General features: G+C 68.5%; 30 protein-coding genes. 19 read left to right on the top strand and 11 right to left on the bottom strand.

The annotated features are described in order from the left end of the window. The first annotated feature begins 554 nt into the window (after positions 1 to 554). From HS104_13640 to HS104_13675, 8 genes are all read left to right on the top strand, one after another. On the top strand, positions 555 to 839 hold the full coding sequence (locus tag HS104_13640; protein MBE7481011.1) for an HPr-rel-A system PqqD family peptide chaperone: 285 nt from the start codon (positions 555 to 557) through the stop codon (positions 837 to 839). After that, positions 836 to 1,288, top strand: a complete 453-nt coding sequence (locus HS104_13645; GenBank protein ID MBE7481012.1) for a lasso peptide biosynthesis B2 protein — start codon at positions 836 to 838, stop codon at positions 1,286 to 1,288. The genes HS104_13640 and HS104_13645 overlap by 4 nt, the downstream gene beginning before the upstream one ends. Next, the gene (locus HS104_13650) at positions 1,285 to 2,214 is read left to right on the top strand and encodes a hypothetical protein (protein ID MBE7481013.1); all 930 of its coding nucleotides are present in this window, start codon (positions 1,285 to 1,287) and stop codon (positions 2,212 to 2,214) included. Before HS104_13645 ends, HS104_13650 begins: the two co-directional genes overlap by 4 nt. A 1-nt stretch (position 2,215) precedes the next feature. Continuing rightward, positions 2,216 to 3,943 (top strand): hypothetical protein, encoded by a 1,728-nt coding sequence (locus tag HS104_13655; GenBank protein ID MBE7481014.1) that lies wholly within the window; start codon positions 2,216 to 2,218, stop codon positions 3,941 to 3,943. Between the two features lie 29 nt (positions 3,944 to 3,972). Further along, positions 3,973 to 4,122 (top strand): lasso RiPP family leader peptide-containing protein, encoded by a 150-nt coding sequence (locus HS104_13660; protein MBE7481015.1) that lies wholly within the window; start codon positions 3,973 to 3,975, stop codon positions 4,120 to 4,122. 71 nt (positions 4,123 to 4,193) lie between these two features. After that, complete coding sequence (locus HS104_13665; GenBank protein MBE7481016.1) at positions 4,194 to 5,066, top strand: nucleotidyltransferase family protein; 873 nt, start codon at positions 4,194 to 4,196, stop codon at positions 5,064 to 5,066. A gap of 37 nt (positions 5,067 to 5,103) precedes the next feature. After that, on the top strand, positions 5,104 to 6,231 hold the full coding sequence (locus HS104_13670) for a hypothetical protein (GenBank protein ID MBE7481017.1): 1,128 nt from the start codon (positions 5,104 to 5,106) through the stop codon (positions 6,229 to 6,231). Further along, positions 6,221 to 7,363: a 50S ribosomal protein L11 methyltransferase gene (locus HS104_13675; protein MBE7481018.1), complete on the top strand. Its 1,143-nt coding sequence runs from the start codon at positions 6,221 to 6,223 to the stop codon at positions 7,361 to 7,363. Before HS104_13670 ends, HS104_13675 begins: the two co-directional genes overlap by 11 nt. On the opposite strand, the gene HS104_13680 is transcribed toward HS104_13675, so the two are convergent. From HS104_13680 to HS104_13705, 6 genes are all read right to left on the bottom strand, one after another. Continuing rightward, positions 7,360 to 8,310 carry a GDP-L-fucose synthase gene (locus HS104_13680; GenBank protein ID MBE7481019.1) on the bottom strand — a complete coding sequence of 317 codons (951 nt, stop codon included), beginning with the start codon at positions 8,308 to 8,310 and terminating at the stop codon, positions 7,360 to 7,362. The genes HS104_13675 and HS104_13680 overlap by 4 nt on opposite strands. Continuing rightward, positions 8,307 to 9,335 carry a GDP-mannose 4,6-dehydratase gene (gene gmd, locus HS104_13685; GenBank protein ID MBE7481020.1) on the bottom strand — a complete coding sequence of 343 codons (1,029 nt, stop codon included), beginning with the start codon at positions 9,333 to 9,335 and terminating at the stop codon, positions 8,307 to 8,309. Before gmd ends, HS104_13680 begins: the two co-directional genes overlap by 4 nt. A 156-nt stretch (positions 9,336 to 9,491) precedes the next feature. Next, positions 9,492 to 9,815 (bottom strand): four helix bundle protein, encoded by a 324-nt coding sequence (locus HS104_13690; GenBank protein ID MBE7481021.1) that lies wholly within the window; start codon positions 9,813 to 9,815, stop codon positions 9,492 to 9,494. A gap of 439 nt (positions 9,816 to 10,254) precedes the next feature. After that, positions 10,255 to 10,668: a GNAT family N-acetyltransferase gene (locus tag HS104_13695; protein ID MBE7481022.1), complete on the bottom strand. Its 414-nt coding sequence runs from the start codon at positions 10,666 to 10,668 to the stop codon at positions 10,255 to 10,257. Between the two features lie 111 nt (positions 10,669 to 10,779). Next, positions 10,780 to 11,061 (bottom strand): DUF1778 domain-containing protein, encoded by a 282-nt coding sequence (locus tag HS104_13700; GenBank protein MBE7481023.1) that lies wholly within the window; start codon positions 11,059 to 11,061, stop codon positions 10,780 to 10,782. Positions 11,062 to 11,268: 207 nt separating this feature from the next. Beyond that, on the bottom strand, positions 11,269 to 11,592 hold the full coding sequence (locus HS104_13705) for a four helix bundle protein (protein ID MBE7481024.1): 324 nt from the start codon (positions 11,590 to 11,592) through the stop codon (positions 11,269 to 11,271). A gap of 127 nt (positions 11,593 to 11,719) precedes the next feature. On the opposite strand from HS104_13705, the gene HS104_13710 reads away from it, so the two are divergent. From HS104_13710 to HS104_13730, 5 genes are read left to right on the top strand one after another with little or no spacing between them, the layout of a single operon-like run. After that, the gene (locus HS104_13710; GenBank protein MBE7481025.1) at positions 11,720 to 12,088 is read left to right on the top strand and encodes a hypothetical protein; all 369 of its coding nucleotides are present in this window, start codon (positions 11,720 to 11,722) and stop codon (positions 12,086 to 12,088) included. Between the two features lie 9 nt (positions 12,089 to 12,097). Further along, on the top strand, positions 12,098 to 12,391 hold the full coding sequence (locus HS104_13715; GenBank protein ID MBE7481026.1) for a DUF433 domain-containing protein: 294 nt from the start codon (positions 12,098 to 12,100) through the stop codon (positions 12,389 to 12,391). Positions 12,392 to 12,426: 35 nt separating this feature from the next. Next, positions 12,427 to 12,834, top strand: coding sequence for a DUF5615 family PIN-like protein (locus HS104_13720; protein ID MBE7481027.1), 408 nt, complete (start codon positions 12,427 to 12,429; stop codon positions 12,832 to 12,834). Continuing rightward, the gene (locus HS104_13725; protein MBE7481028.1) at positions 12,801 to 13,136 is read left to right on the top strand and encodes a DUF433 domain-containing protein; all 336 of its coding nucleotides are present in this window, start codon (positions 12,801 to 12,803) and stop codon (positions 13,134 to 13,136) included. The genes HS104_13720 and HS104_13725 overlap by 34 nt, the downstream gene beginning before the upstream one ends. Beyond that, entirely contained in the window at positions 13,133 to 13,486 is a 354-nt protein-coding gene (locus HS104_13730) for a DUF5615 family PIN-like protein (protein MBE7481029.1), read from the top strand. Before HS104_13725 ends, HS104_13730 begins: the two co-directional genes overlap by 4 nt. 168 nt (positions 13,487 to 13,654) lie before the next feature. Here the strand turns inward: HS104_13730 and HS104_13735 are convergent, their stop codons facing one another. Further along, on the bottom strand, positions 13,655 to 13,978 hold the full coding sequence (locus HS104_13735; protein ID MBE7481030.1) for a four helix bundle protein: 324 nt from the start codon (positions 13,976 to 13,978) through the stop codon (positions 13,655 to 13,657). 156 nt (positions 13,979 to 14,134) lie between these two features. Here HS104_13735 and HS104_13740 point away from each other — a divergent pair, with 156 nt between their 5' ends. Together HS104_13740 and HS104_13745 are read left to right on the top strand one after the other, a co-directional pair. After that, positions 14,135 to 14,422, top strand: coding sequence for a hypothetical protein (locus tag HS104_13740; GenBank protein ID MBE7481031.1), 288 nt, complete (start codon positions 14,135 to 14,137; stop codon positions 14,420 to 14,422). Between the two features lie 91 nt (positions 14,423 to 14,513). Further along, positions 14,514 to 15,119 (top strand): Uma2 family endonuclease, encoded by a 606-nt coding sequence (locus tag HS104_13745; protein MBE7481032.1) that lies wholly within the window; start codon positions 14,514 to 14,516, stop codon positions 15,117 to 15,119. 411 nt (positions 15,120 to 15,530) lie between these two features. Here the strand turns inward: HS104_13745 and HS104_13750 are convergent, their stop codons facing one another. After that, positions 15,531 to 15,704 (bottom strand): hypothetical protein, encoded by a 174-nt coding sequence (locus tag HS104_13750; GenBank protein MBE7481033.1) that lies wholly within the window; start codon positions 15,702 to 15,704, stop codon positions 15,531 to 15,533. 44 nt (positions 15,705 to 15,748) lie between these two features. Here HS104_13750 and HS104_13755 point away from each other — a divergent pair, with 44 nt between their 5' ends. From HS104_13755 to HS104_13770, 4 genes are all read left to right on the top strand, one after another. Next, positions 15,749 to 16,081: a helix-turn-helix transcriptional regulator gene (locus HS104_13755; GenBank protein MBE7481034.1), complete on the top strand. Its 333-nt coding sequence runs from the start codon at positions 15,749 to 15,751 to the stop codon at positions 16,079 to 16,081. Beyond that, complete coding sequence (locus tag HS104_13760) at positions 16,078 to 17,367, top strand: type II toxin-antitoxin system HipA family toxin (GenBank protein MBE7481035.1); 1,290 nt, start codon at positions 16,078 to 16,080, stop codon at positions 17,365 to 17,367. The genes HS104_13755 and HS104_13760 overlap by 4 nt, the downstream gene beginning before the upstream one ends. A 1,057-nt stretch (positions 17,368 to 18,424) precedes the next feature. Then, entirely contained in the window at positions 18,425 to 18,736 is a 312-nt protein-coding gene (locus tag HS104_13765; GenBank protein MBE7481036.1) for a hypothetical protein, read from the top strand. Continuing rightward, positions 18,717 to 19,376, top strand: coding sequence for a nucleotidyl transferase AbiEii/AbiGii toxin family protein (locus tag HS104_13770; protein ID MBE7481037.1), 660 nt, complete (start codon positions 18,717 to 18,719; stop codon positions 19,374 to 19,376). Before HS104_13765 ends, HS104_13770 begins: the two co-directional genes overlap by 20 nt. A gap of 18 nt (positions 19,377 to 19,394) precedes the next feature. Here HS104_13770 and HS104_13775 read toward each other — a convergent pair whose 3' ends face one another. Genes HS104_13775 through HS104_13785 form a run of 3 tightly spaced genes read right to left on the bottom strand, consistent with a single transcriptional unit; the run spans position 19,395 to position 22,803 of the window. Then, complete coding sequence (locus HS104_13775; GenBank protein MBE7481038.1) at positions 19,395 to 21,023, bottom strand: hypothetical protein; 1,629 nt, start codon at positions 21,021 to 21,023, stop codon at positions 19,395 to 19,397. A gap of 44 nt (positions 21,024 to 21,067) precedes the next feature. Next, the gene (locus HS104_13780; protein ID MBE7481039.1) at positions 21,068 to 22,138 is read right to left on the bottom strand and encodes a PEGA domain-containing protein; all 1,071 of its coding nucleotides are present in this window, start codon (positions 22,136 to 22,138) and stop codon (positions 21,068 to 21,070) included. Positions 22,139 to 22,149: 11 nt separating this feature from the next. Continuing rightward, on the bottom strand, positions 22,150 to 22,803 hold the full coding sequence (locus HS104_13785; protein MBE7481040.1) for a hypothetical protein: 654 nt from the start codon (positions 22,801 to 22,803) through the stop codon (positions 22,150 to 22,152). Positions 22,804 to 22,807 lie beyond the last annotated feature (4 nt).

The raw sequence follows: 22,807 nt of genomic DNA on the forward strand, positions 1-22,807 counted from the left end.
AACGTGATCTTTCCGCCGGATACACTTCCGGTCGCGACTTGGGTTCCGTCTGCCCGAAGCACGGCGGCGCTCCCGGATGGCGCGTCGGTCGAGACCGTGACGTCGGTGGAGAAGCCGTTGGAACAGTTCTTGTCGTTGTCGTCCGCCTCCGTCAACGTCTGCCCGCTCGTCGGCTTGCTGAACGTTACGGTCGTACACATGGATGCGTCCCCTCCCGTGCCGCCCGTTCCTCCGGTCCCTCCGATCCCGCCGGTCCCGCCGGTCCCGGAACCTCCTCCACCTTCTTCCCCGTCACCGCAACCGGAGAATGCCAACGTAGAAGTCAGACCCACTGCTGCGAGGACGTACCAAAAGCGCTGCATCATCACCCTCTCCCAAGGATTTCGGGCAGTATAGAGGGAGTGCCCAGCGTGTCCAGGTGCGCGGGACGGGGCGGAGATTCAACGCGGAATTCGGGCAGAAGAGGCGTTGAACCGACGCCCGAGCGCCGCACCCAAAACCGGACGCGCCGCTCGTCTGGACCCTACTAGCCGAGTTGACCATACTCTAGGCTCATGGGGCCGACCCTGAACAGAGTCACCATCCCTGAAGACGTCGTGAGCGAGATCCTCGATGGCCAGGCCGTGGTGCTGAACCTGCGAACGGGCTGCTACCACACGCTGAACGCCTCGGGGACGAGGCTTTGGGAGCTCCTGGAGCGAGATGGTGACGTCGAAACGGCCACGCAGACCCTACTTGCGGAATACGACACCTCCGAGGAGACGCTCCGGGCAGACGTCGACAAGGTGCTCTCCGAGCTTCAGGAGCGGGGTCTGGTACTAGGGGGCGCGGCCGGATGAGCGTCTGCTCCAAACTCAGCACACTCGCCCGACTCTCGCCCCGCGAGCGCCGGGCGGTGGTGCGCATGGCGCCCGCCGCGCTGGTGGTGAGCGCCGGGCTTGGGCGGATCCCGGTCACTAGTTTGCTCCGGCTCCTCGGGCTCCGGGCCGAGTTTCAGGCTAGACCGAACGCCGCCGACCAGGCACAGGCGATCCGGAACGCTTCCTTTGCCGTGGGCATCTGGGCCCGGAACTGGCCGGGAATGAGCAGCTGCCTCCCGCGAGCGCTCGTGCTCACGCACGCGCTGAGAGCACACGGAGCCGTGTTGCGCATCGGCGTGGCGCGAGGCGCAAGCCAAGAGGTGGCTGCGCACGCGTGGGTCGATGTGGATGGTAGGTCCCTGGATGGCCCGTCGGCTGCGGACGCGCCTCGGGTGTTCCTGCCGCTGCGACACGCCGGCTGTCGATGACCGCCCAGTACCTGCTGCACGGCCTGGTAATCGAGTCCGAGCTCCGATTGCCGGCCCGATCTCCCGATGAGAGGGCGCCGCCCCAGCTGCGCGTCGTTCTTGGGGGGCCGCCGCCTGGACCTGAGGCACCCGGCGAGGGCGAGATCGTCGCAGAGATGCCCGCTTACGGGTACGCGGCCGTCCGAAACGGCGACATTCTGCGCTGTTGGTTCTCTGACCTCGCGGAATTCGCCATCAACACCGCCAACGCTGAGGTGCGCGTAGGTATCTCACCCGGGTGCGACCGCGAGCTCGCGTCGCTGCTGCTCGCCGGGACGGTGTTGTCGCTGGTGCTTGCGCTACGTCACGAGACTGTGCTGCACGCGAGCGCGGTTCGACACCAGGGCATGACGCTAGCATTCGTCGGAGACGAAGGAAGGGGAAAAAGCACGCTTGCGACCCTGCTCTGCGCAGACGGCGCTGAGCTCGTGACCGACGACGTCCTGCGCTTCGAGGTCAAAGGCAACGATGTCCACTGGTACAGTGGAACCAACGAGCTCAGGCTGCGCCGCCAGGCCTGGCCGCTCGCGTCGAACCTGCCCTACCCAAGCAGCCCCACGAGTGACGGGAGGCTTCGGCTGGACCTTGCGTCCCGCTGCGCGCCCACGCGCGGAAAGCTGGACGCGATCATCCTACCCCGGCCTGACACCGCTCTTACACAGCTCGAGTCGCGTGTCGTGTCCGCCCCAGACGCACTCCTCGCGCTAGCGTTCTCCCCACGGCTGCGTGGGCTGTGCGACATCCCGGCGCTGCGCAGACAGTTTCACGCGCTCGGGGCGTTAGTGCGCCGCGTGCCGGTCCTAGATGTGGCGCTTCCCTGGGGGCCTCCTTTTGCCGAGCAGCTATCGGCGGAGCTCTGCGCCGTCGCTCGCGCGGGGTCCCGCTGAGATGCCGCTCGCACCCCTCGCCGACCTGCTGGCTTTCCATGCTCCGGATCCGGAGCTGCGTCGGCACGCCGAGCGCAGGCTGAGTGGAAGCGGCTTCTGGCATCGCATCCTCAGTTCGGACCAGTGGGTGCTCGCTCAACGTGCGCACTACGCTTCGTCGTTGGACTCCGAGCTGCTCACCAAGAACGGCCTCGCGTTCGCCGAGGGTCGCCGCCGCTTGCTTCCGCTGGAGAGCTCCGGTGCGGTTGCAGGACTGCTCGCGCGGCTCGCCGCGCCCGAGCGCCTGGATACGCTGCCGGGAGACTTCACCTTCTTTCGGCTGCAGTCGGGTGGGAGGGTGACTGCCGTGCGGGGAGTCTCGGGGCGGGTTCCCCTCTACTACTTCGCGGAGCGTGACCGCGTCATCGTCTCGACCCGCTTCGTGGAGCTCGCGCGCCTCATGCCCGAGATCCGCCTCGACCCCCTCGCGAACGCCGCTTACTCTTGGATCGAGCCAGCGCTTCCCCATGACCGCGCGTTTCTGCGCGACACCTACGTGATCCCGAATGGTTGCGTCGCGGAGCTCCGACCGGGGCGGCGCCGTGTGAGGAGCTACTGGAGCCCGTGTCGCTCAGCGCTCCCGCGACCCTCCGAGCGGGCCGCGCGCCAACACCAGGAACGGTTCGCCGCGCTTCTCGAGAGGCACCTCGCGGAGGAGATCGATCCCAGCGGAGGTAACCTGCTTACCTTGAGCGGAGGGGTCGACTCTTCGGCGCTCGCAGCGGTGATCCGCCGTCGGGTTCAGCGCCCGCTCATGACCTTGAGCTTCGTCCCACCCGCGGACCACCCGGCAAGACGGCGGGAGCTCGGGTTCATCTCACCGCTCGTCCGCGAGCTCGGGATCGAGCAATCCTGGCTCTTCGACGCGACGCAGGAGGTCTTCTCGGCCTTGCTGGCGAACGCGCCCGCCGTCCCGTTCTACTTTGCGCACGTCGGGTGGGCTCAGGTCGCGCGTCTGCAGGAACAAGCGTCCATCCGCGTGATGGTCGGGGGCGAGTTGGCCGATGAGCTGTTCGGCGGTCCGCCTCGACTTCCAGACTGGTCTCGGGCCGCCGACCTGCGAGACGTGCTGCGGTTCCCAGCGAACCTGCCCACGGGTTCGAAGGACTACGGGCGCTGGGTGAAGCACCACGGGCTCGAGCTAGCCGGCCGGCCTCTGCTCCCGCTGCCACGCCCGCTGCCGGAGCTGTTCCGTCGAGAGGTCCGTGAGGAACACGCCGAGTGGGTCGCAGACCGGGGACGCGAACTACGCCGCCTTCCACCCAGCCACCGACTGTTCGTCGCACTGCTGGCAACGGACGTCTGGAAGGCGATGCATTGGGAGGCCGGCAGCACATTGGGCGTCCGCCGCCCCTTCCCGTTCCACTTCCGAGAGATGATCGAGCTGGCCGCCGAGCTGCACCCCCTCGAGCTCTTCGGCCCCGGGACCAAGAAGATCCTTCGGGGCGCCCTCAGCGATTCGGTTCCAAGGCGAAACCTGCAGCGGGCAGACAAGGGGTATTGGGCCGGCTGGCGCAACGACCCTGTTCCCTGGAGCCAAACCCTTCCCGAGGCGCTGGCCAGCGTAGTCGATGCCCATTTCTTCGAATGTCCACCAGCGTCGCTGCGACGAATGGAGCGTGGCGTGCTGACGCCGCTCATGGTATTCACGCAGAGTCTGGAGCGGGTAGCGGAGCACCTTCGGCCGTAATTGGCGTAGAAGTCCCGGAGATCGCAAGGATGAAACCGAAAGACCAGCCCCAACTCGAAGCGCCCAAGAAGCCCTACGAGCCCCCGCGCGTGACCGACCTCGGCCGCGTCACGGATCTGACCCGCGGCAACGACGGTCCTGGGGGGCCCGAGGGACGCAGCGGAGTCTCCGGCGGGTAACAGTGAGGGCGGGGCCGAGGCTGCCCATCGACCCTGGGTACTCGCTTCTCCTCCAGGGGGAGCTCCTGGGAGTGTGGCGGGTTCTCGAGGCCGAGAAGATCCGCGGCGTGGTGTTGAAGGGGATGCCGCTGGCCCACCGCCTGGGCGTGGCGCCATCGTCCCGTCGGGCTGGTGACAATGACATCCTGGTCCGCCGCGCCGACGCGGTCCGGACGGTGCGCGCCTTGGAGGGCGCCGGGTACGTTCGTAAGCCGACGCCCGACCTCGGGTGGCTCTTGGAAAAGGACTTCCAGGTCGCACTGACGCGGCACGTGGACGGCATCCCGCTGGTGGTGGACCTGCACTGGGCGCCGTTCTACCCGACGCTCCACCAAGTGCCGGAGCGCATCGTCTGGCAGCACGTCGAGCCACTGCGGCTGAGGGGCGCGACCGTGCGCGTCTTCGACAAACCGCTCACGTTGCTACACCTCGCGGCACACTACGAGCAGCATGCGTTCTGCGAGCCGCGCATCTTGCGCGACCTCGCCCGAGCGTGGAACGTGTGGTCCGCAGAGATCGACGTCGCCGCGCTCGTGAGCCTGGCCGAGGAGCTGGGTCTGCAACATGCTCTGGATTTTGCGCTCCAGTCCGCCGCGGGACTCGGCTGGCTCGACGCCAAACCTCCAGCGATCGGCTCTCGCCGCGCGGCAAGGCTTCGGCGCCTCCTCTCTCCGGCGGAGCTGGCGACACCTCGACGCGCCGGCGACTACGCGCGAACGCTCGGCGCAGCGGTGCTGCTCGATCCGCACCGCGTTCCTCGCATGTTTCTGGCTGCCGTGTTTCCGCCCCCGAACCGGCTTGCTGCGATCCATGACGAGCCGGTGGGCCCCAAGTTGATTCTCCGTTATCTGGCGCGGCCCATCGAGCTCGGCTTGCGTGCGCTCGGCAGGGCTCGCCGATGCTGAGCTGCGCGCATGCAAGCGGGCTCTCCGGCGCGCCGCCATGAGCCTCGGTCGCGACGTGGTCCTGAAGACGTGTGTCCCGCTCTCGGTGCAGCGGACGGGCAGCCACGTACGGCTGATCGGCGAGCTCGAGCCCATCGATTGTGAACCCGAAGCGCTCTCGGTGCTGGCCGCGTTCTGGCGGCCAACCACCCTGGGCGATGGGCTATCGGTCCTACGTCGCAGGGCGCGAGGTGCCCAGAGTTGGGTCGAGCTCACGCAGCTCGTCCTGGCGCTCCACCGAGCCGGGATTCTCGTGAGCGACGAGGCGGTCGCCCCTGGTCTCCGGAGCTCGAACACCGACGACGCTCTGGCATCACTGGCGGGCCTCTCCTCAATTGGAGCCGCACTGCACCAGGTCGTCAGGGCAGAAGACGTGGTCCTGATTGTGGGTCCGGGCGCGGCGCTCCACGCCCTGGCTGTAGCCCGCGTGGGTGCGCGGCGCGTCTACGTGAGCGAGACCAGCCCCATCAGTGCCGTCGCGGGACGCCTGTTCCAAGACAATGGCGTCGAGGGTCGAGTGCAGCCGCTCCCCGGGGGAGGCGAGCGGGCGACGGTCCTGGTGGCCGTCGGCTGGCAGGACGAAGGTCGGCTGGCACGCGACGTGGAGAGCCACCGGCACCTGCTCGAGCCCGGCGCGCGCTTCGTCCCGCGCGGGATCGCGCGCGTGGCGCAGCTGATCGTCGTCCCAGAGCCCATCCTCGACGAGCACGACTTCACCGTGCGCAACACTGAGCGCTGGAGCCGAGCATACGGCATCGACTTCTCGGCGCTCGCCGCCGACCACGAGCGCCAGTTCGCGATTCGGCTCAGCTCGTGTGCCGACTGGATCCGACGGTGCGTTCCGATCGTCCTGGCCACCTGGAAGCTCGGCTCCGAAGGCTGGGCCGCGCCGGCGGCGACCACCACAGTCCAGGTGGATGGGCCATTCAACGCCGTCTTGGTCCACACCGATCCCCAGTGGGCTGCCGAGCCACTCGGGTTCGGCGTGGGAGACCTGGCGGCGGCGCGCGCGACCGTGCACCTCTTGAGCAAGGAAGTGGCCGGCTTCGCCGGCGAGCGGATCACGCTCCGCGCGCCGCCCGGAGATCCCACCGGTCCACCGCAAGTGGTGCTCCATGACCGCTGACGTGGCCCATCGCCTGGTAGAGAAGCTCTCCATCGAACGCGACGGTGAGCTCGTCCGCCTGCGGGCGGGCGACGCGGTGGTGACCGGCACTCCCGAGCTCCTCGTCGCGCTCGACCTCTTGTGCTCACAGCCGCGCCCACGCGAGCTCGTGCGGCAGCGCCCCGAGCTCGGGGTGGCTGTGGGTCGCCTCTGCGACGCCGGCTGGGTCGTCCCCGTGAATCACCCTGCACCCGCGGAGCGTCACCGCGGTTTCGATGATCCTACCATTCATGTTCGGATGCTCGACGACGCTGCTCGCACCGCGGCGTACCTCGATGCGATTGCCGGACTCGTGCGCCCCGGAGACGTGGTCGTCGACTTGGGCACCGGCTGCGGCGTCCTGGCGGTGGCGGCTGCAAAGGCCGGCGCACGTCGAGTCTTCGCCATCGAAGCAGGCGAGATGGCGTGCCTCGCTGAGCGCTTGGCTCTCGCCAACGGTGTAGGAGATCGCGTCGAGGTCGTGCGTGGCTGGTCCACCAGAGCAGACCTGCCAGAACGCGCGAACGCCCTGATCACCGAGACGATCGGCAACGAGCCGTTGGGCGAGAGCATCCTGGAGCTCGTGCAGGATGCGCGGCGTCGGTTCCTGCTGCCGGACGCCCGCGTCATCCCGAACTCTCTGCGTCTCTCGGTCGAGCTCTTGTGGGTGCCGAACGAGCAAGGGAGCGCCCTCGGCGACCGCGCCGCCAGCGCCCTGGCCCGGGGCGGCCGCGACGGGCTCGAGCTGGCGGCACTCACGAGACTGACGCAGGCGCCTGGGTTCCGGGTCGAAAGCGGCTCCGCCCAATCATGGCCGCGCCTCTCCGACCCCACGCCACTGGTCACTCTGGACCTGGCTCGCCACGAGACCGCCGTGGTCGACGCGACGACGCGAGTCACCACCACGCAGGGTGGCAGCGTGAACGGCGCCGTCGTCTCGGCCGAGGTCGTGCTCGCGCCGGGCCTCTCAGTGTTCACCGGGCGAAGAGGCCCCGAGAACAGCTGGTCCGCGTGGGTGCACCGCGTGCCGGCCACGCGCGTTCGGGCTGGAGAAACGCTGACCGTGCGCTATCACCGCGGGCTCGGAGGCGCGCGCGTCGAGGTCACTCGCTAGGGCTCCTGGGCGCGCCCGTTCTTGACCCACCAGTCGAGCGTCCGCCCGAGCCCCTGACTCAACTTCACCCTCGCCTCGAACCCAATCCTCTCCCTGGCTCTCGACACATCCAGCCGCCTTCGCGGCTGCCCATTCGGCTTCGTCGCATCCCACACGACGCGCCCCTCGTACCCGACCAGCCGCTGCACCTTCTCCGCCAGCTCCCTGATCGAGATCTCCTCCCCCGACCCCAAGTTCATCGGCTCGCTCGAGTCGTAACGCTCCGCGGTCAGGAGCAGGCCCTCCGCGCAATCCTCGACGTAGAAGAACTCCCTCGTCGGCGACCCATCCCCCCACAGCACGACCTCTGCGTCCCCTGCCTTCTTCGCCTCGTGAAACTTCCTCAGCATCGCCGGGATCACGTGGCTCGACTGAAGGTCGAAGTTGTCCCGCGGACCGTACAGGTTGACCGGGTACACGACCACCGAGTTGAACCCGTACTGCTCGCGATACCCGGCCGACTGCACGCTCATCACCTTCTTGGCGATGCCGTAAGGCGCGTTCGTCTCTTCGGGATAGCCGTTCCAGATGTCGTCCTCCCTGAACGGCACCGGCGTGAACTTCGGGTAGGCGCAGATGGTGCCGCAGGCGACGAACTTCTTCACGCCGGCCCGCCAGCTCTCGTGCAGGAGCTGGATGCCCATCATGGCGTTCTCGTAGAAGAAGCGCCCGGGGTTCTCGCGGTTCGCCCCGATGCCGCCGACGCGCGCGGCCAGGTGCAGGACGACGTCGGGCTTCGCGTCGGCGAGCAGCCTCCGAACGGCGTCGCCGTCCACCAAGTCGTAGTCCCGCGACCGCGGGATCACGATCTCCTTGACCCCGCGCTCCCGGAGCTTCTCGACCACGAAGCTGCCCAGGAAGCCCGCGCCACCGGTGACTACGACCCGGGTGTTCTTCCAGTCGATCATGACTCGCCTCGACGGACACGCTCCTTGTGCTCCGCCACTGCCTTCTCCTCCTTGGCGAGCACTAGATCCGACTCCACCATCATCTTCACCAGCTCGTCGAAGCTCACCTTCGGCTCCCAGCCGAGCTTCGTCTTGGCCTTGGTGTAGTCGCCGAGCAGCAAGTCCACCTCGGCGGGGCGCTCGTACTTGGCGTCGTATTCGACGTACTGCTTGTAGTCGAGGTCGAGGCTGGCGAAGACCTTCTCGGCGAACTCGCGCACGCTGTGGGTCTCGCCGGTGGCGAGCACGAAGTCGTCGGGCTCGGGGGCTTGCAGCATGCGCCACATGCCCTCCACGTAATCGCCGGCGAAGCCCCAGTCGCGCTTGGCCTCCAGGTTGCCTAGGTAGAGCTTCTGCTGCAAGCCCACCTTGATGCGCGTGGCGCCGCGGGTGATCTTGCGCGTGACGAAGGTCTCTCCACGTCTGGGCGACTCGTGGTTGAACAGGATCCCGTTCACCGCGAACATGCCGTAGGCCTCGCGGTAGTTCAGCGTGATGTAGAAGGCGTAGGCCTTGGCCGCGGCGTAGGGGCTGCGCGGGTGGAAGGGCGTGGTCTCCTTCTGGGGGACCTCGTGGACCTTGCCGTAGAGCTCGCTGGAGCTGGCCTGGTAGAAGCGCGTCTTCAGGTCCAGGCGGCGGATGGCCTCGAGCAGGCGGACGGAGCCCATGCCGCTGATCTCGCCGGTGTACTCCGGGATGTCGTAGCTCACGCGCACGTGGCTCTGGGCGCCCAGGTTGTAGACCTCGTCGGGCTTCACCTCCTCGAGCACGTTGGCGAGGGAGGTCGAGTCGTTCAGGTCGCCGTACACCAGGCGGAGCTTCACGTCCTTGACGTGCGGATCCTGGTACAGGTGGTCGATGCGCTGCGTGTTGAAGCTCGAGGAACGGCGGACCAGGCCCCAGACGTCGTACCCCTTCGCGAGCAGGAGCTCGGCCAGGTAGGAGCCGTCTTGGCCGGTGATGCCGGTGATGATCGCTTTGGGCATGGCGGGGGGCAGACCTTACTCGGGTTTGGCCGGAGTTTCAGCGCCGGGATTGGTTGATCGGGGGCCGACCGCGGTTCACGCGGCGGGCAGCGGGCGGCGGGTGGCGGGGCCCCGGCCCCGCCCAGTCCCCGGCGCTGGGCGAGCCCGATTCGCGATTCACCTCCGGTACGCGAGGACCCAGAGCACGGCGATGATGCCGTCGAGGCTCGCCATGACCCGCGTCGCCTCGGCCGGCGGCAGGTAGCGACACGCTCGCGCGATGCGCAGGGCCATGACGGTCTCGCGAGCGGAGTTGAGGGCGTCCTCGAGCCGCGAGCGGCGCTTCCCTCCCTTGTTCCACACACCTTCGCTGCCGTTCAGCGCCGCGCTGTTGCTGGCGCGCTTCATCTGACCCGCCAGGTCGCGATCGTGCCGGGCGACCTGATCTGCGAGCTGATGAACGTCGCGCACCATGTCTTCGAGCGAATCCAGGACTCTCATGAATCATCTCTCTTTCTGCCTCTCTTCTCTTCGAGGGCGACAGCCCCCCGCGGCGCCGCGCGAGCCCCTTGGGAATCCCCGGAGGGGGAGAGCGCGGGTCAAGGGCGCGCACGAGCGAAGCGAGTGCGCGGCGCGGCGTCAGCCGCGCGCACCCTTGACGCGCGCGAGCACGGCGCGAGAATGGGGAAGCGAAGAAGAGAAATTCCTGAACCTGGTCCTGGTCCCGAACCTGGTCCTGGTCCTGATCCTGGTCCTGTTCCTGAACCTGTTCCTGGTCCTGATCCTGGTCCTGATCCTGGTCCTGATCCTGATCCTGAACCCATGCGTGTTCACATCGCGCGCATGCGCGGCTGCGCGCCGCCCCTCGAGGGCGCTCCGCCGAGCTCAGTCGAACATCGCGCTCGTGACCGCGGTCCGAAGTTCGAGAGTCAAAGCGCGCTCATCTGGACCGTCCGCGTCCCAGCGCGGAAGCGATGTCGCTGACCTTCTGAACCAGTCGGAACGGATTGCCGGGCACCGGAACGAACCCATGGTGCGCGTAGAAACCCGCCGCCGCCGCATCGATGGCATCGACCACAACGACCCTGGCGGCGGCGACCTCGCTCGCTGCAACTGTGCGCGCCAGGGCGTCCCAGAGCAGCTCGCCCCCGAGGCCCTGCCCGCGCAAGCGGCGATGCAGAGCGAGCCTGGCGAGCAGCACGGCTGGAATGCTGTCCGGCGCGCCACGCCCGACGCGCTTCGGAATGCCGGCTCGGTGGACCAGATGGGCTGCGAGGCTGAAGTATCCGACCACGATCTCGTCTCCGGCGTGCCAGACGAACGTCCGGGCGGTACGCGCCGCCTGGGCGTGCATTGCGCTGCTCTTCAGCCAGCCATCTAGGTCAGGCTGCCCCGAATCGAACGCGTCGAGCGCGTGCCGCGCTGCGAGCGCCTCGGACACCCACGGACCCACCGACTGCCCCGTTCACTTCTGAACGACTCGCCGCGGAGCGGCGGCACGTTTCGCGAGCGCGCGATTCGCCCGTGGTGCGGTTTCCAAACCTTTCCAGAGCTTTTCGAAGAACGACGAGGGTACCGTCGTGGTCGTCTCCTCCGCGATCACCCGCTCCGCTCTTTCGCTGGCCGCGTCGAGCATGAAGGCGCTCACGGACTGCCGGCGAAGCTTCGCTGCGTGGCGAATGCGCTTTGCGCGGTCCGGCTCAGCCCGCAGTTCGATGCGTTCGGTCCTTGGGGAGGTCGTGGACATGGTGGTCTACCGGCGATTGTACGGTGGTCCGGCGCGGCGTCAAACCGCCGGTTTCCTGAACCTGTTCCTGTTCCTGATCCCGACCCCGGTCCTGTTCCCACGGACCTGTGTCCTGCCGAGCTACCGCGCCCTTCGCGGGTTGCGCGCGAGCACGCGGATGCCCCGGCCCCGCCCAGTCCCCGGCGCTGGGCGAGCCCGACCCGCGATTCACCTCCGGTACGCGAGGACCCAGAGCACGGCGATGATGCCGTCGAGGCTGGCCATGACCCGCGTCGCCTCGGCCGGCGGCAGGTAGCGACACGCTCGCGCGATGCGCAGGGCCATGACGGTCTCGCGAGCGGAGTTGAGGGCGTCCTCGAGCCGCGAGCGGCGCTTGCCGGCCTTGTTCCACACACCCTCGCTGCCGTTCAGCGCCGCGCTGTTGCTGGCGCGCTTCATCTGACCCGCCAGGTCGCGATCGTGCCGGGCGACCTGATCTGCGAGCTGATGAACGTCGCGCACCATGTCTTCGAGCGAATCCAGGACTCTCATGAATCATCTCTCTTTCTGCCTCTCTCCTCTTCGAGGGCGACAGCCCCCCGCGGCGCCGCGCGGAGCGCGGGTCAAGGGCGCGCACGAGCGAAGCGAGTGCGCGGCGCGGCGTCAGCCGCGCGTACCCTTGACGCGCGCGAGCACGGCGCGAGAATGGGGAAGCGAAGAAGAGAAATTCCTGAACCTGTTCCTGAACCTGTTCCTGGTCCTGTTCCTGGTCCTGAACCTGGTCCTGGTCCTGATCCTGTTCCTCTTCCTGAACCTGGTCCTGGTCCTGGTCCTGGTCCCGACCCCGTTCCTGTTCCCGCGAACCTGCGTCCCCATCGCGCGCATGCGCGGCTGCGCGCCGCCCCTCGCGGGCGCTCCGTCGAGCTCAGTCGAACATCGCGCTCGTGACCGCGTCAGCTGCCCTCCGGTGACACGCAGCAGGGGCGGCAGCCCGATGTCCGCGAACTGCGGACCCGGCGCCTTTGCCAGGTGGGAGGACCCACGCTAACTTGTCGGCATGGATCCCGCGCGCCAGATCGAGCCCCACATCGACGACACCGTGCCGCGACCGGTGGTCTCGGGCACGGACATCAAGGTCAGCCAGATCGCGAGTGAAGCCGAACATCTGGGGATGACTCCGGACGAAATCGTCGAGGCCCACCCGCACTTGAGCCTCGCGGACGTGCACGCGGCGCTCGCGTACTACTACGACCACCAAGCAGCCATCCAGCGAGACTGGCAGGACGCGCGTAAAGTCATCTCGTCGCTGCGCGAGCATGACCCCCGGCGGACACCTCAACCCCGGCGGTGAGCTCGCTCCATACCGCTGACACTCTACGCCGACGAGTGCGTCGCGCTGTCGATGTGCTGACCGCGGGTGACGCGGATCTGTTGGGCGCCTCGGATGAGCAGCAGCTGCGGCGTGCGACGGAAATGGCTCGCGTCGTCCTGACGGGCGACCACGACTTCCTGCGCCTGACCCAAGCGCCGTCCGTTGCGTTTCCTGGGCTGAATGGGGAAGCGAAGAAGAGAAATCCGAACCTGGTCCTGATCCCGAACCTGATCCTGAACCTGATCCTGATCCTGTTCCTGTTCCTGTTCCTGAACCTGTTCCTGATCCTGATCCTGGTCCTGGTCCTGAACCTGTTCCTGAACCATCTGGAAAGTATCGACTCCTTCGAGCCCTGGTCCCCCGGAGCGCGGGGCGCTAGACTCGAGGAATGCACGCTTTCGAGGCGCGACCACCGCCACTGACCGAGGGTGAGGAGGGCGTCCTCCGCGTGGCCGGCACGCGCGTGACACTCGACTCGCTGGTCGCAGCGTTCGACCGTGGGGCCACTCCCGAGGAGATCGTCCATCGTTATCCGTCGGTCGATCTCACGGCGGTGTACGAGGTAATCGCCTACATGCTGCGGAATCGAGCGGTCGTGGACGAGTACCTGACTGCGCGCGGGCGCAAGGCCAGCGAGCTGCAGGCGAATGTCGAAAAGCAGTTTCCTCCGGATGGCATTCGCCAACGGCTGCTGGCGCGCCGCGAGCGCGACGTCCCGGGATGATGCGCTTCGCCGTCGACGAAGACTTTGACAACGACATCGTGCGCGGACTCAGGCGGCGCTTGCCGGGTGTCGATCTGATTCGCGTGCAAGACGCCGGCCTCCGCGGCGCTGACGACCCGGCTGTTCTCGCCTGGGCGGCAGACAACGCCCGGATCCTATTGACGCATGACGTGTCGACCATGGTCCACCACGCCCTGGACCGTGTGCGGCTCGGGCGCCGTATGCCCGGGTTGCTCGCTGTCCATCAGCAGTTGTCGATCGGAGCGGTGATTGACGACCTAGTGCTCATCGCAACTCTCGGCGATGGCGCGGAGTGGGAGAACCAGGTGCGCTACCTGCCGTTGCGCTGAACGACGCCGTCGCACGCGGATAGCCCCGGCATCGCCATCAGATCCGATCTGCCCTGTTCGCGCTGAGCTCGTGCGTGGACCTGCGCTCATGCGGCGCTGGGTGCGCGCGAGCAAGCGGATGCCCCGCCCCCGCCCAGTCCCCGGCGCTGGGCGGGCCCGAACCGCGACTCACCTCCGGTACGCGAGGACCGAGAGCACGGCGATGATGCCGTCGAGGCTCGCCATGACCCGCGTCGCCTCGGCCGGCGGCAGGTAGCGGCAAGCCCGCGCGATGCGCAGGGCCATGACGGTCTCGCGAGCGGAGTTGAGCGCGTCCTCCAGCCGCGACCGACGCTTGCCGGCCTTGTTCCACACACCTTCGCTACCGTTCAGCGCCGCGCTGTTGCTGGCGCTCTTCATCTGACCGGCGAGGTCGCGATCGTGCCGGGCGACCTGATCTGCGAGCTGATGAACGTCGCGCACCATGTCTTCGAGCAAATCCAGGACTCTCATGAATCATCTCTCTTTCTGCCTCTCTTCTCTTCGAGGGCGCCAGCCCCCGCGGCGCCGCGCGAGCCCCTTGGGAATCCCCGGAGGGGGAGAGCGCGGGTCAAGGGCGCGCACGAGCGCAGCGAGTGCGCGGCGCGGCGTCAGCCGCGCGTACCCTTGATGCGCGCGAGCACGGCGCGAGAATGGGGAAGCGAAGAAGAGAAATTCCTGAACCTGGTCCTGGTCCTGTTCCTGAACCTGGTCCTGTTCCTGTTCCTGGTCCTGGTCCTGAACCTGGTCCTGGTCCTGAACCTGGTCCTGAGCCTGTTCCTGAACCTGGTCCTGTTCCCAACCCCGTTCCTGTTCCCGCGAACCTGCGTCCCCATCGCGCGCATGCGCGGCTGCGCGCCGCCCCTCGCCGCCCCTCGCGGGCACTCTGTCGAGCTCAGTCGAACATCGCGCTCGTGACCGCGGTGCGAAGATCGAAAGTGCCGTGGTCGGCTCCGAAGACCTGCTACCTCGTTGTTTCCGTCCTTGCGGCGTGGGATAGTTGGCTCCGATGGCCGCGCGATATGACGAGCAGATCGTCCTGCCTCGCGCGATTCGGTTTCCCGTCGAGCTCATCCCGCCCGAGGGATTCGACGAAGAGCGCCCGGAGACGTGGCCACGCGTGGACGGGCGGCTCGAGTACGTCGAAGGGAGACTTCTCTACCTGCCGCCGTGCGGGGACGAACAGCAGGACGTGGTGGCCGACGTGGTGATCACCGTCGGGGCCTGGGTCCGAGCCCATCGGGAGTTCGTCCTTGGCACCAACGAAGCAGGAATGCGCTTGTCCGGAACGACCCGCGCCGCAGACGCCGCAGTTTGGCGACGCTCGGACCTGGGCTCGCGAACCGGCGGGCTACGCCGCGTTCCACCAGTGTTGGCCGTGGAGGTCGCGGCGCTCGACGAGCCCGAGGGCGCCCTCGCGGAAAAGACCAGCTGGTACCTGTCTGTGGGCGTCCCGGTGGTCTGGGTGGTGCTGCCCGCCGCGCGCCAGGTTCTCGTCACGACCGCCGACGGCAGCGCGCGGTTCGAATGCGGCTCCGCGTTGCCAGCGCACCCGGCGTTGCCGGGCCTCGTGCCACGGGTCGATGACTTCTTCGTGCAGCTCTCCGGGGGCTGACTCGATCCGGTGACACGCAGCAGGGCGGCAGCCAGATGTCCGCGCGCCTGACGCCCATCAAGGCCGCTCCGATGACGGCTCACTCGCCAGACCGCTCGCCTCGCAGCGCGGCTCGATACTGAAGCACCGCAGTCGTCATCGGCTTCACGCCTACGAAGCCGACCAGCAGCTCCAGGTCGATGCCGGCGAGCACCTCGCTGGCTCCGAGCTCTTGGTACTGCTCCCCGCGGAGGACGTCTCGAGCACCCCTTCGAGGTAGGCGAAGCGCGGGGCGGAACGGTCAGCCCGGATCTCGAGCATCCGCTGGTAGTCGGCCCAACCGACGCCGCGCAACACCACGACCTGGTCGTGCTCATGTCGCTCCACCGGTTCGGGCGTAGTCGGGATCGGATGGTCCGTTTGCACCTCAGCTCAACTTAGCACGCGCGGATCCTGGTCCTGAACCTGTTCCTGGCCCTGGTCCTGTTCCTGTTCCTGGTCCTGGTCCTGATCCTGGTCCTGATCCTGGTCCTGATCCTGATCCTGTTCCTGTTCCTGTTCCTGTTCCTGTTCCTGGTCTCCGTCGAGCTCAGCCGAAGAACCCATATATAGTGCCTTAACTCACTTAGTGTCGTATATATGAGTCCACCATGCGTTCCGCCGTCCTCGACGTCATGCCGCTGAAGGTCCGGCGCTCCCTGCGTACGTTCGGCGCCGATCTCGCGCTCGCGCGGCGCAAACGCGGCCTCACCGTGGCGATGATGGCGGAGCGCCTGGGCGTCGCCAAGAGCACGTACGTGCGCATCGAGAAGGGCGATCCGACGGTTTCCCTGGGCGCCTACGCCATGGCGTTGTTCGTGCTTGGCTTCGGCGACGCGCTCGGCACTTTGGTGCACGCAAGCCGCGACGCTCAGGGCCTGTTGCTGGGCGACGAGCACCTGCCCAAGCGGGTGCGGCCGAAGCGAGAGCCCACGGCGACATGAAGCGCACGATGCGGGTCTTCCTCGGCGACGACAACCGCTCGGTCGGCCAACTCCACCATGCGGCGCTGGGTGCGCGCGAGCACGCTTCGTTCGAGTACGACCCCACCTGGCTCGGGGCGCCGGACCACTTCGCCATCGACCCGGCTTTGCCCCTGGTCGCCGGTCCCCAGTTTCATCGCAAGGTCGGAGACGGCTCCATCTTCCACTCCGCCATCGCCGATACCGAGCCCGACGGTTGGAGCCGGCGCGTCATCTTGCGCGACCACGCCAAGCGCCGCCAGGAGGCCAAGCGCTCCGGTGCGGCGGTCGAGCACCGAGCACTCGACGCGCTCGACTTCCTTCTGGCCGTCGATGATCACAGCCGGGTTGGAGCACTCCGCTTTCGAGACGAGCAGGGGCTCTTCCAGCGGGCCGCCGAGCCCCATCGCCGCACTGCGCCGCCGCTCGTCGAGCTCGGGATGCTGCTCTCCGCTACCCGCGCGGTCGAGACCCACAGCGAGACGGCGGCCGATCTCGCGTACCTGAGAGGCCGAGGCACTTCGATCGGAGGCCTGCGTCCGAAGTGCACGGTCGTCGATGACGACGGGCGCCTCTCCATCGGCAAGTTCCCGAGCGTCAACGATGAGCGGGCTGTCACAAAGGGAGAGGTGCTGGCGATGCGCCTGGCCAAGACCGCCGGCATCAACGCGGCTGCGGCGCGGGTCGTCGACAGCGACGGAGTGCCGGTCGCGCTCGTTCGCCGCTTCGATCGCCTGGGGAGCGGCAAGCGCCTCATGTACGTCTCTGCCGCCACGATGCTCGGGGCGGCAGCGTCCGACGCGAGCGACCACGCCTACACGGACCTGGTCGACGTTCTTCGGACGAGCGGAGCAGCAGCCCAAACCGACATCGATGAGCTCTGGCGGCGCATGGCGTTCTCCATCTTGATCACGAACGTCGATGACCACCTGCACAATCACGGCTTCCTGCACGTCGAGCGGGGCAACTGGCGACTGGCGCCGGCGTTCGACCTGAACCCGTTTCCAGAACGAGCGCGAGAGCTGAAGACGTGGATCTCCGAAGAGACCGGACCGGAAGCGACGATCGATGCGCTGCTCTCGGTCGCTCCCTATTTCCGGATTTCTGCGCACCGCGCCCTGGACATTCTGCGGGAAGTCGAGCAAGCCGTGGCGCGCTGGCGTGAGCAGGGTCGCGCCATCGGCATGAGTGAGCTGGAGCTCGACCAGTTCGAGGATGCGTTCGAGCACGCGGAGCGCAGCGCCGCTCGAGTTGCGCTGGGTGGGTGACGCGGCCTGGGCTTCGCCGAAGAGCGCCCCGAGGTGGCGATCGCCAGTGGCGGCCACCTGATCGCCACCTGCAAGCGCCTGAATTTCGCGACAATCACGCGGGTGCGCGCCTGGCACGACTCTCGCTAACGCGCGTGCCATGTCTAAAACACTCGTGGGTTCCTTCCTGCTCTCGTCAGCCGTCGCCATCGCCGCGCTCGGTTGTCTCTCCCTGCACGCGCAAGCTCGCGCGCCCGCTCGCGTGCCCGGCGCCGATGCGCGACTTCTCGAGCACTCTAGCGAGGGCGATGCGAAGAGCGACGCAGTGCCTCGAGTCGAAATCGCTCAGCCGAGCATCGAGCTCGCAGAGCTCCGCATCGTGGGACGGCGCGCGAGCCGAAGCCAGAAGGTTGCGCCCGCTTCGCGCCCGCCCCCGCGCGAGCTCATTCCCTGCTCCGATTGGGAGGAGCTCGGCCCCGTGTTCGGCGCCCGCGCGGGCGAAGTCCCCCGAACAAGACACGTGCGCCGACTCTGTGCGGCACCGTGAGCGGTATGCCCACTCAGGAGCCCTCGGTCCTCTCGCGAGACAGGAAGTCCGCCGGAAGCGGGTCATCGGTCAACCTTCGCCAGCGGCTGCTGGCGCGCCGATCGCCATCAGATCTGCCCTGGTCGCGCTGAGCTGGTGACGCGAGCCACCGGTTCGGGCGTCGGGGCGGGCAGCCAGATGTCCGCTTAGCCGTCGCCCGTAACCGCGCCCTTCCTGTTCCTGGTCCTGGTCCTGTTCCTGTTCCTGTTCCTGTTCCTGTTCCTGGTCCTGAACCTGGTCCTGAACCTGTTCCCGACCCCGCTCCCGTTCCCGCGGACCTGTGTCCCCATCGCGCGCATGCGCGGCTGCGCGCCGCCCCTCGCCGCCCCTCGCGACGCGCTTCGCGATACCCGACGGGGTGGGCGCTCCGTCGAGCTCAGTCGAACATCGCGCTCGTTACCGCGGTGCGAAGTCACCGGCGATTGTACGGTCGTCCGGAGTACCGTCAAACCCGACGAACGCGCGGCCAGCTCGTGGTAGGCTCAACGAGTCATGGACTCGGCTACGCCCAGTGACCCGAGCTTGGATCTCGAGCGTCCCGACGCGGTCCCCTACTTCAACTGGGACGCTCCGGTCACGAACGCCGAGATCCGGCGCGCGCTCGCGGTCGGGTCCGACGAAGAGAAGCTGTTCTGGACCGCGCGCATCCTCGCGGAGGCGCGTTATCCCGACGTGTGGAAGTACCTGTCGCTGCGCCGGGACGTACTGCCGCGATTTCCACGACTCGAGCGGCGACTCGGCAGGAAACAGGCTTTCTGGCAGTACCTGATCCGGGGATGGCAACGTGACGGGCTCATCCCCTAGCCTGGACGAGCTCCAGCGCGAGCTCCTGCACGCCTTCTTCGCACGAGAACGCGACTTCTTCTTGACGGGCGGCGCAGCGCTCGTGGAGTTCTACCTCCATCACCGCGTCACCAAGGACCTGGATCTGTTTGGTGGTCCCGGCGCCGATCTGGAGCGCGCCGAGCGGGCGCTGCGCGACGCCGCATTCGCCCTGGGCGCGCAGATGACCACGCTGCAACGCTTCGCAGAGTTCAGACGGTTCTCGATTCAGCGACGGAACGAGTCCACCATCGTCGACCTGGTCATCGACCGCGTCCCCGCGCTGCAACCCAAGCGCGTGGTCGGCGACGTCGTGGTTGATTCGCTGGAGGAAATCGCAGCAAACAAGCTCTGCACCGTACTGGGGCGCGCCGAGCCGCGCGACCTCGTGGACCTCATGCTGATCCTGAGAGCCGGCGTCGATCTCGGCTCCGCCGTTGCCGGCGCGAGCGCCAAGGACGGGGGCGCAGACCCTGCAACCCTCGCTTGGGTCGTGGGGCAGATCCGCATCGGCTCCGAAGCTGTCCTGCCTGCCGGGATCAGTGGCACCGAGCTCGAGTCGTTCCGCGCCGACCTGGAGCTCCGTCTGAGGCGCCTCGCGTTCCCGGACGAGAGCCTTTGAACGAACGCGCTCCCCTCATCACTTCTGCTCGTGCTCCTCCGCGCTCGCGCCCGCGCTGCCATCCGGCGCGGGGTTCAGGCCGATGCCCGCCACCGAGCCTCCCTTGCCCTTCGCGCCGCCGCTGCCCGCGCTGAGCGTGGTGCTGGTCTTCGCGGGCGCGGTGCCGCTCCAGACGAGCGCGTAGCTCGCGCCGCCCGTGCCGCCGGAGCCCGAGCCGCCCACGCCACCGGTGCCGCCTTTGCCGCCATCGCCGCCCGCGCCCATTCCCGTGCCCGCTGCGCCTCCCGGCGCGCCGCTGCCACCGGAGCCGCCCTCGCCTGCGTTTCCTCCGCCGCCGCCGTCGCCGCCCTGCTGCGCGACGAGCTCGCACGCGTCGAGCGTCACCGCCGACTGCCAGGACAGGAGCGCGACGCTCGCGCCACCGCCGCCGCCGCCGGTCCCCTTCGTGCCGGGACAGCCGCCGAGCCCGCCCGCGCCGCCGCTCGCGCCGATGCAGGTCGGGAGCGACGCCGCGCTCGCCCCGCCGCCTCCACCCCCCTGTCCCGGGAAGCCGTCGGTGCCCGCGTTGCCCGACGCAGGGGTGAAGCCGGTAGCAGTGAAGGTGCCCGCGGTCGGAGCGGCGGGAGCGAGGGTGCCGGGGTTGCCGTCCGAGCCGTTGGTCCCGCTGGCGCCGCTCAATCCCGCCGTCGATTGCCCTTTGCCCCCGTTGTCGATGCTCGACGGAGTGACGTTCGTCTGCGGTGTCCCGAAGTTCCCGTCGCTTCCTTTCGCCCCCTTCGTCGCCGTCCCACCCTGCCCCCCGAGCGACCCGCAAGCCGACGCAGCGGCCCACGCGCCTCCACCGAGAAACGGCGGCGCGCTCGTACACGTCGCCGCCGCTCCTTGCTGGGCGGCGGCTGGCGTTGCCCCCGCTGCTCCCTTTACGCCGCCGATCCCGTCGGCGCCCTTGCCGCCCGCGCCAGCGGTGAGCTTCACGCGGCGGAGCTTCACGCCCTGCGAGCTCGTGACCGTCAGCGCGAAGCTCGACTCGCCCGCGCCCGCGGCGTTCGCGGCGGTGACGTCGAGGTTCTCGAGCACGAGACCGCTCGACACCGACGCGACGCTGAGCGCCTTCGTCGCTCCCGCGAGCTTCGCCTTGCTCGTCGTCGAGTATTTCCATCCCGTGCACTCGAAGCCGCCGAAGAGCCCCGAGCCGTCGAGCGGAGTCAGATCGAGCGTCGCGCTCTCCGCGAACCCGCTGCCGTCGTCGCAGGCGTACACGCGCTTCTTAGCCGTCGCCGCGGCGCTCACTGCCTTGCTCAACGTCTTGAAGGGCTTCGACTTCGTGCCGTCGCCGCCCGCGTCGTCGCCCGTCGGCGACACGAACACTCCGTACGCGTCATCGATCACGCAGGCGTCTTCACCTGGTGCCTTCGTCGGATCGCACTGGCCTCCGTCTCCGCCCGCAACGCCGCCGCTGCCGCCGCTGCCGCCGCTGCCGCTGGTGCCGCCGCTCGCGCCGGTTCCGCTCGTGCCGCCGCCACCGCCGCTGCCGCCGCTGCCGCCGCTCGCGCCGGTGCCGCCATCGAACGGCGTACACGTCCCGTCATCTTCGCAGCTGTCGCCGCGGTCGGAGCACGCGAGCGCCAGAGCGCCGGCAAGAACCATGATGAAGGCAATCCCAAGAGTCTGCTGTCGCATCGTAACCCCAATCAGAAGAAGCGGCCTTCGAGGCCGAACTGCGCTCCGCGCGTGCCCACCTGCGCGCTCGGGCGAATCCATCCCGCGGCCGCCGTCGGCTCGGGCCAGAGCAAGTACACCACCGTCCCGGCGAGCGCGACGCCGCCGACCACGAAGCTGGCGGTGGACAGGTTCGATTTGCGGCGCGACGAGTCGTTCTTGTCGCTGACCTCGGCGCATTGTGCGGCGTAGGGCGTCCCGGTGCCGCAGGGCGCGGGGCCGAGGCGATCGAGGATCGCGTCGGCGTCGTCGGCGTCCGAGGCGGCACCGAGCCCCCACATCACGCCGAGACCAATGCCGACCGCGGCGACCCCGCCGCCGATCACGGCGGGCACGATGCTGCGCTTCGCTGGGCTCGGCGCAGCGGGCGTCGCTCCGTCGGATCCGCTCGGGCTCGGGCTCGGGCTCGCCGCTCCGGCGGACGCCTCGGGCGGCGCGGCGCCGCCCGCTTCGCTCAGCCGCAGGCCGACCTTCTCCAACGCTCCGGCTGCGACGCGCACGGTCTGTTTGGCTTCGCCCGCGCCCGCCTTGCTCGCCGCGACTTCGTGCTCTCCCGGGCTGACGTGCCAGACCCAACCGAGGGGCGACTGCCCCACCGTCTCGCCTCCGACCGTGATCGTGGCCCCGTCGGCATCCACCTCGAGCTCCAAGCGTCCGAGCTCATTCTCGGCCTTGCGCACCAGCTCGACGAGCTCGTCGCGCTCGCGCTTCGCCAGCTCTCTCGCTCCCGCGAGATACTCCGTCAGGTGGCGCGCACCTTCGAGCTCGTGACCGCTCATCACCTCCGCTGCGCCCAGGTTGCGCAACACCTCGGGGACGGGCTTGAGCGCAAAGGCCTGCTTGAACGCCACGCGCGCGGCCTCGAAGTCGCGCTTGGCCGCCGCTCTGACGCCTTCTTCGAAGCGCGCTCGCGCCTCCGCAGTCAGCGTGTCCGGCGCCTTCGAGATAGTGGGCGAGCTGCCCGGCTTTTGGCCGAGCACCGTGCGTGGCGTCAGGCCAGTGAGCAGCACGAACAGAGTGCAGAGCACGAGTGCACGTTGCATGAGGTGGGCGCCTAGAAAGGAGGTTTGGTCGTGAACGCGCTCGGCGGCGCCGCAGGGCTCGCGCCCTTCTCCGGCGAGAGCGCGGGTTTACCCGTTGGGGGTTTCGGTTTCGTCTGCGGCGCGGGCTCCGCTGGCTTCACGGGCTCCTCGACGGGCGCGGGAACGGCAGCGCCGCTGGCGGCGGGAGGCACTGTCATCGTCGGGATGACCGGCGCGCTCTGCACGGGTGCGCTCGTTTCGCTCGCTGCGTTTCGCTTCGCCGACCCGCCCGACGCCACGACCACTAGCGTCACGGCAGAAACGGCGAGCGCGACCGCCAGCACCGTCCAGAGCGCGCGCGATCTGCCCCGAGCCGCCGGCATGGTCGCGGCCGGGATCTCGAGCTCGTCGCGAATCACGTCGGCCGGCGCGGACGGCGCAGGCGGCTCGAGATCACGCACGGTGTCTCGCGTTGGCAGGGCATCCGCGTCTGCGATCTGCTCGGCCCGCTCCGCGGCCACGTTCGGCGGGATCGTCACCTCGCGCAGCTGGAACACCGACGGCTTCTTGGTCTTGTCGATGATGAAGTTTTCGGGATCCGCCGCCTTGCCGCCCGGGACGACTCCGAGCCCGCGCTCGATGCGGCGCTCGCCGGTCTCGTCGGGTTTGTCGTCGTGGCGGGTCATCGCG

The sequence above is a fragment of the Polyangiaceae bacterium genome (genome assembly GCA_015075635.1).
In the GTDB taxonomy this organism is placed as follows: domain Bacteria; phylum Myxococcota_A; class Polyangia; order Polyangiales; family Polyangiaceae; genus JADJKB01.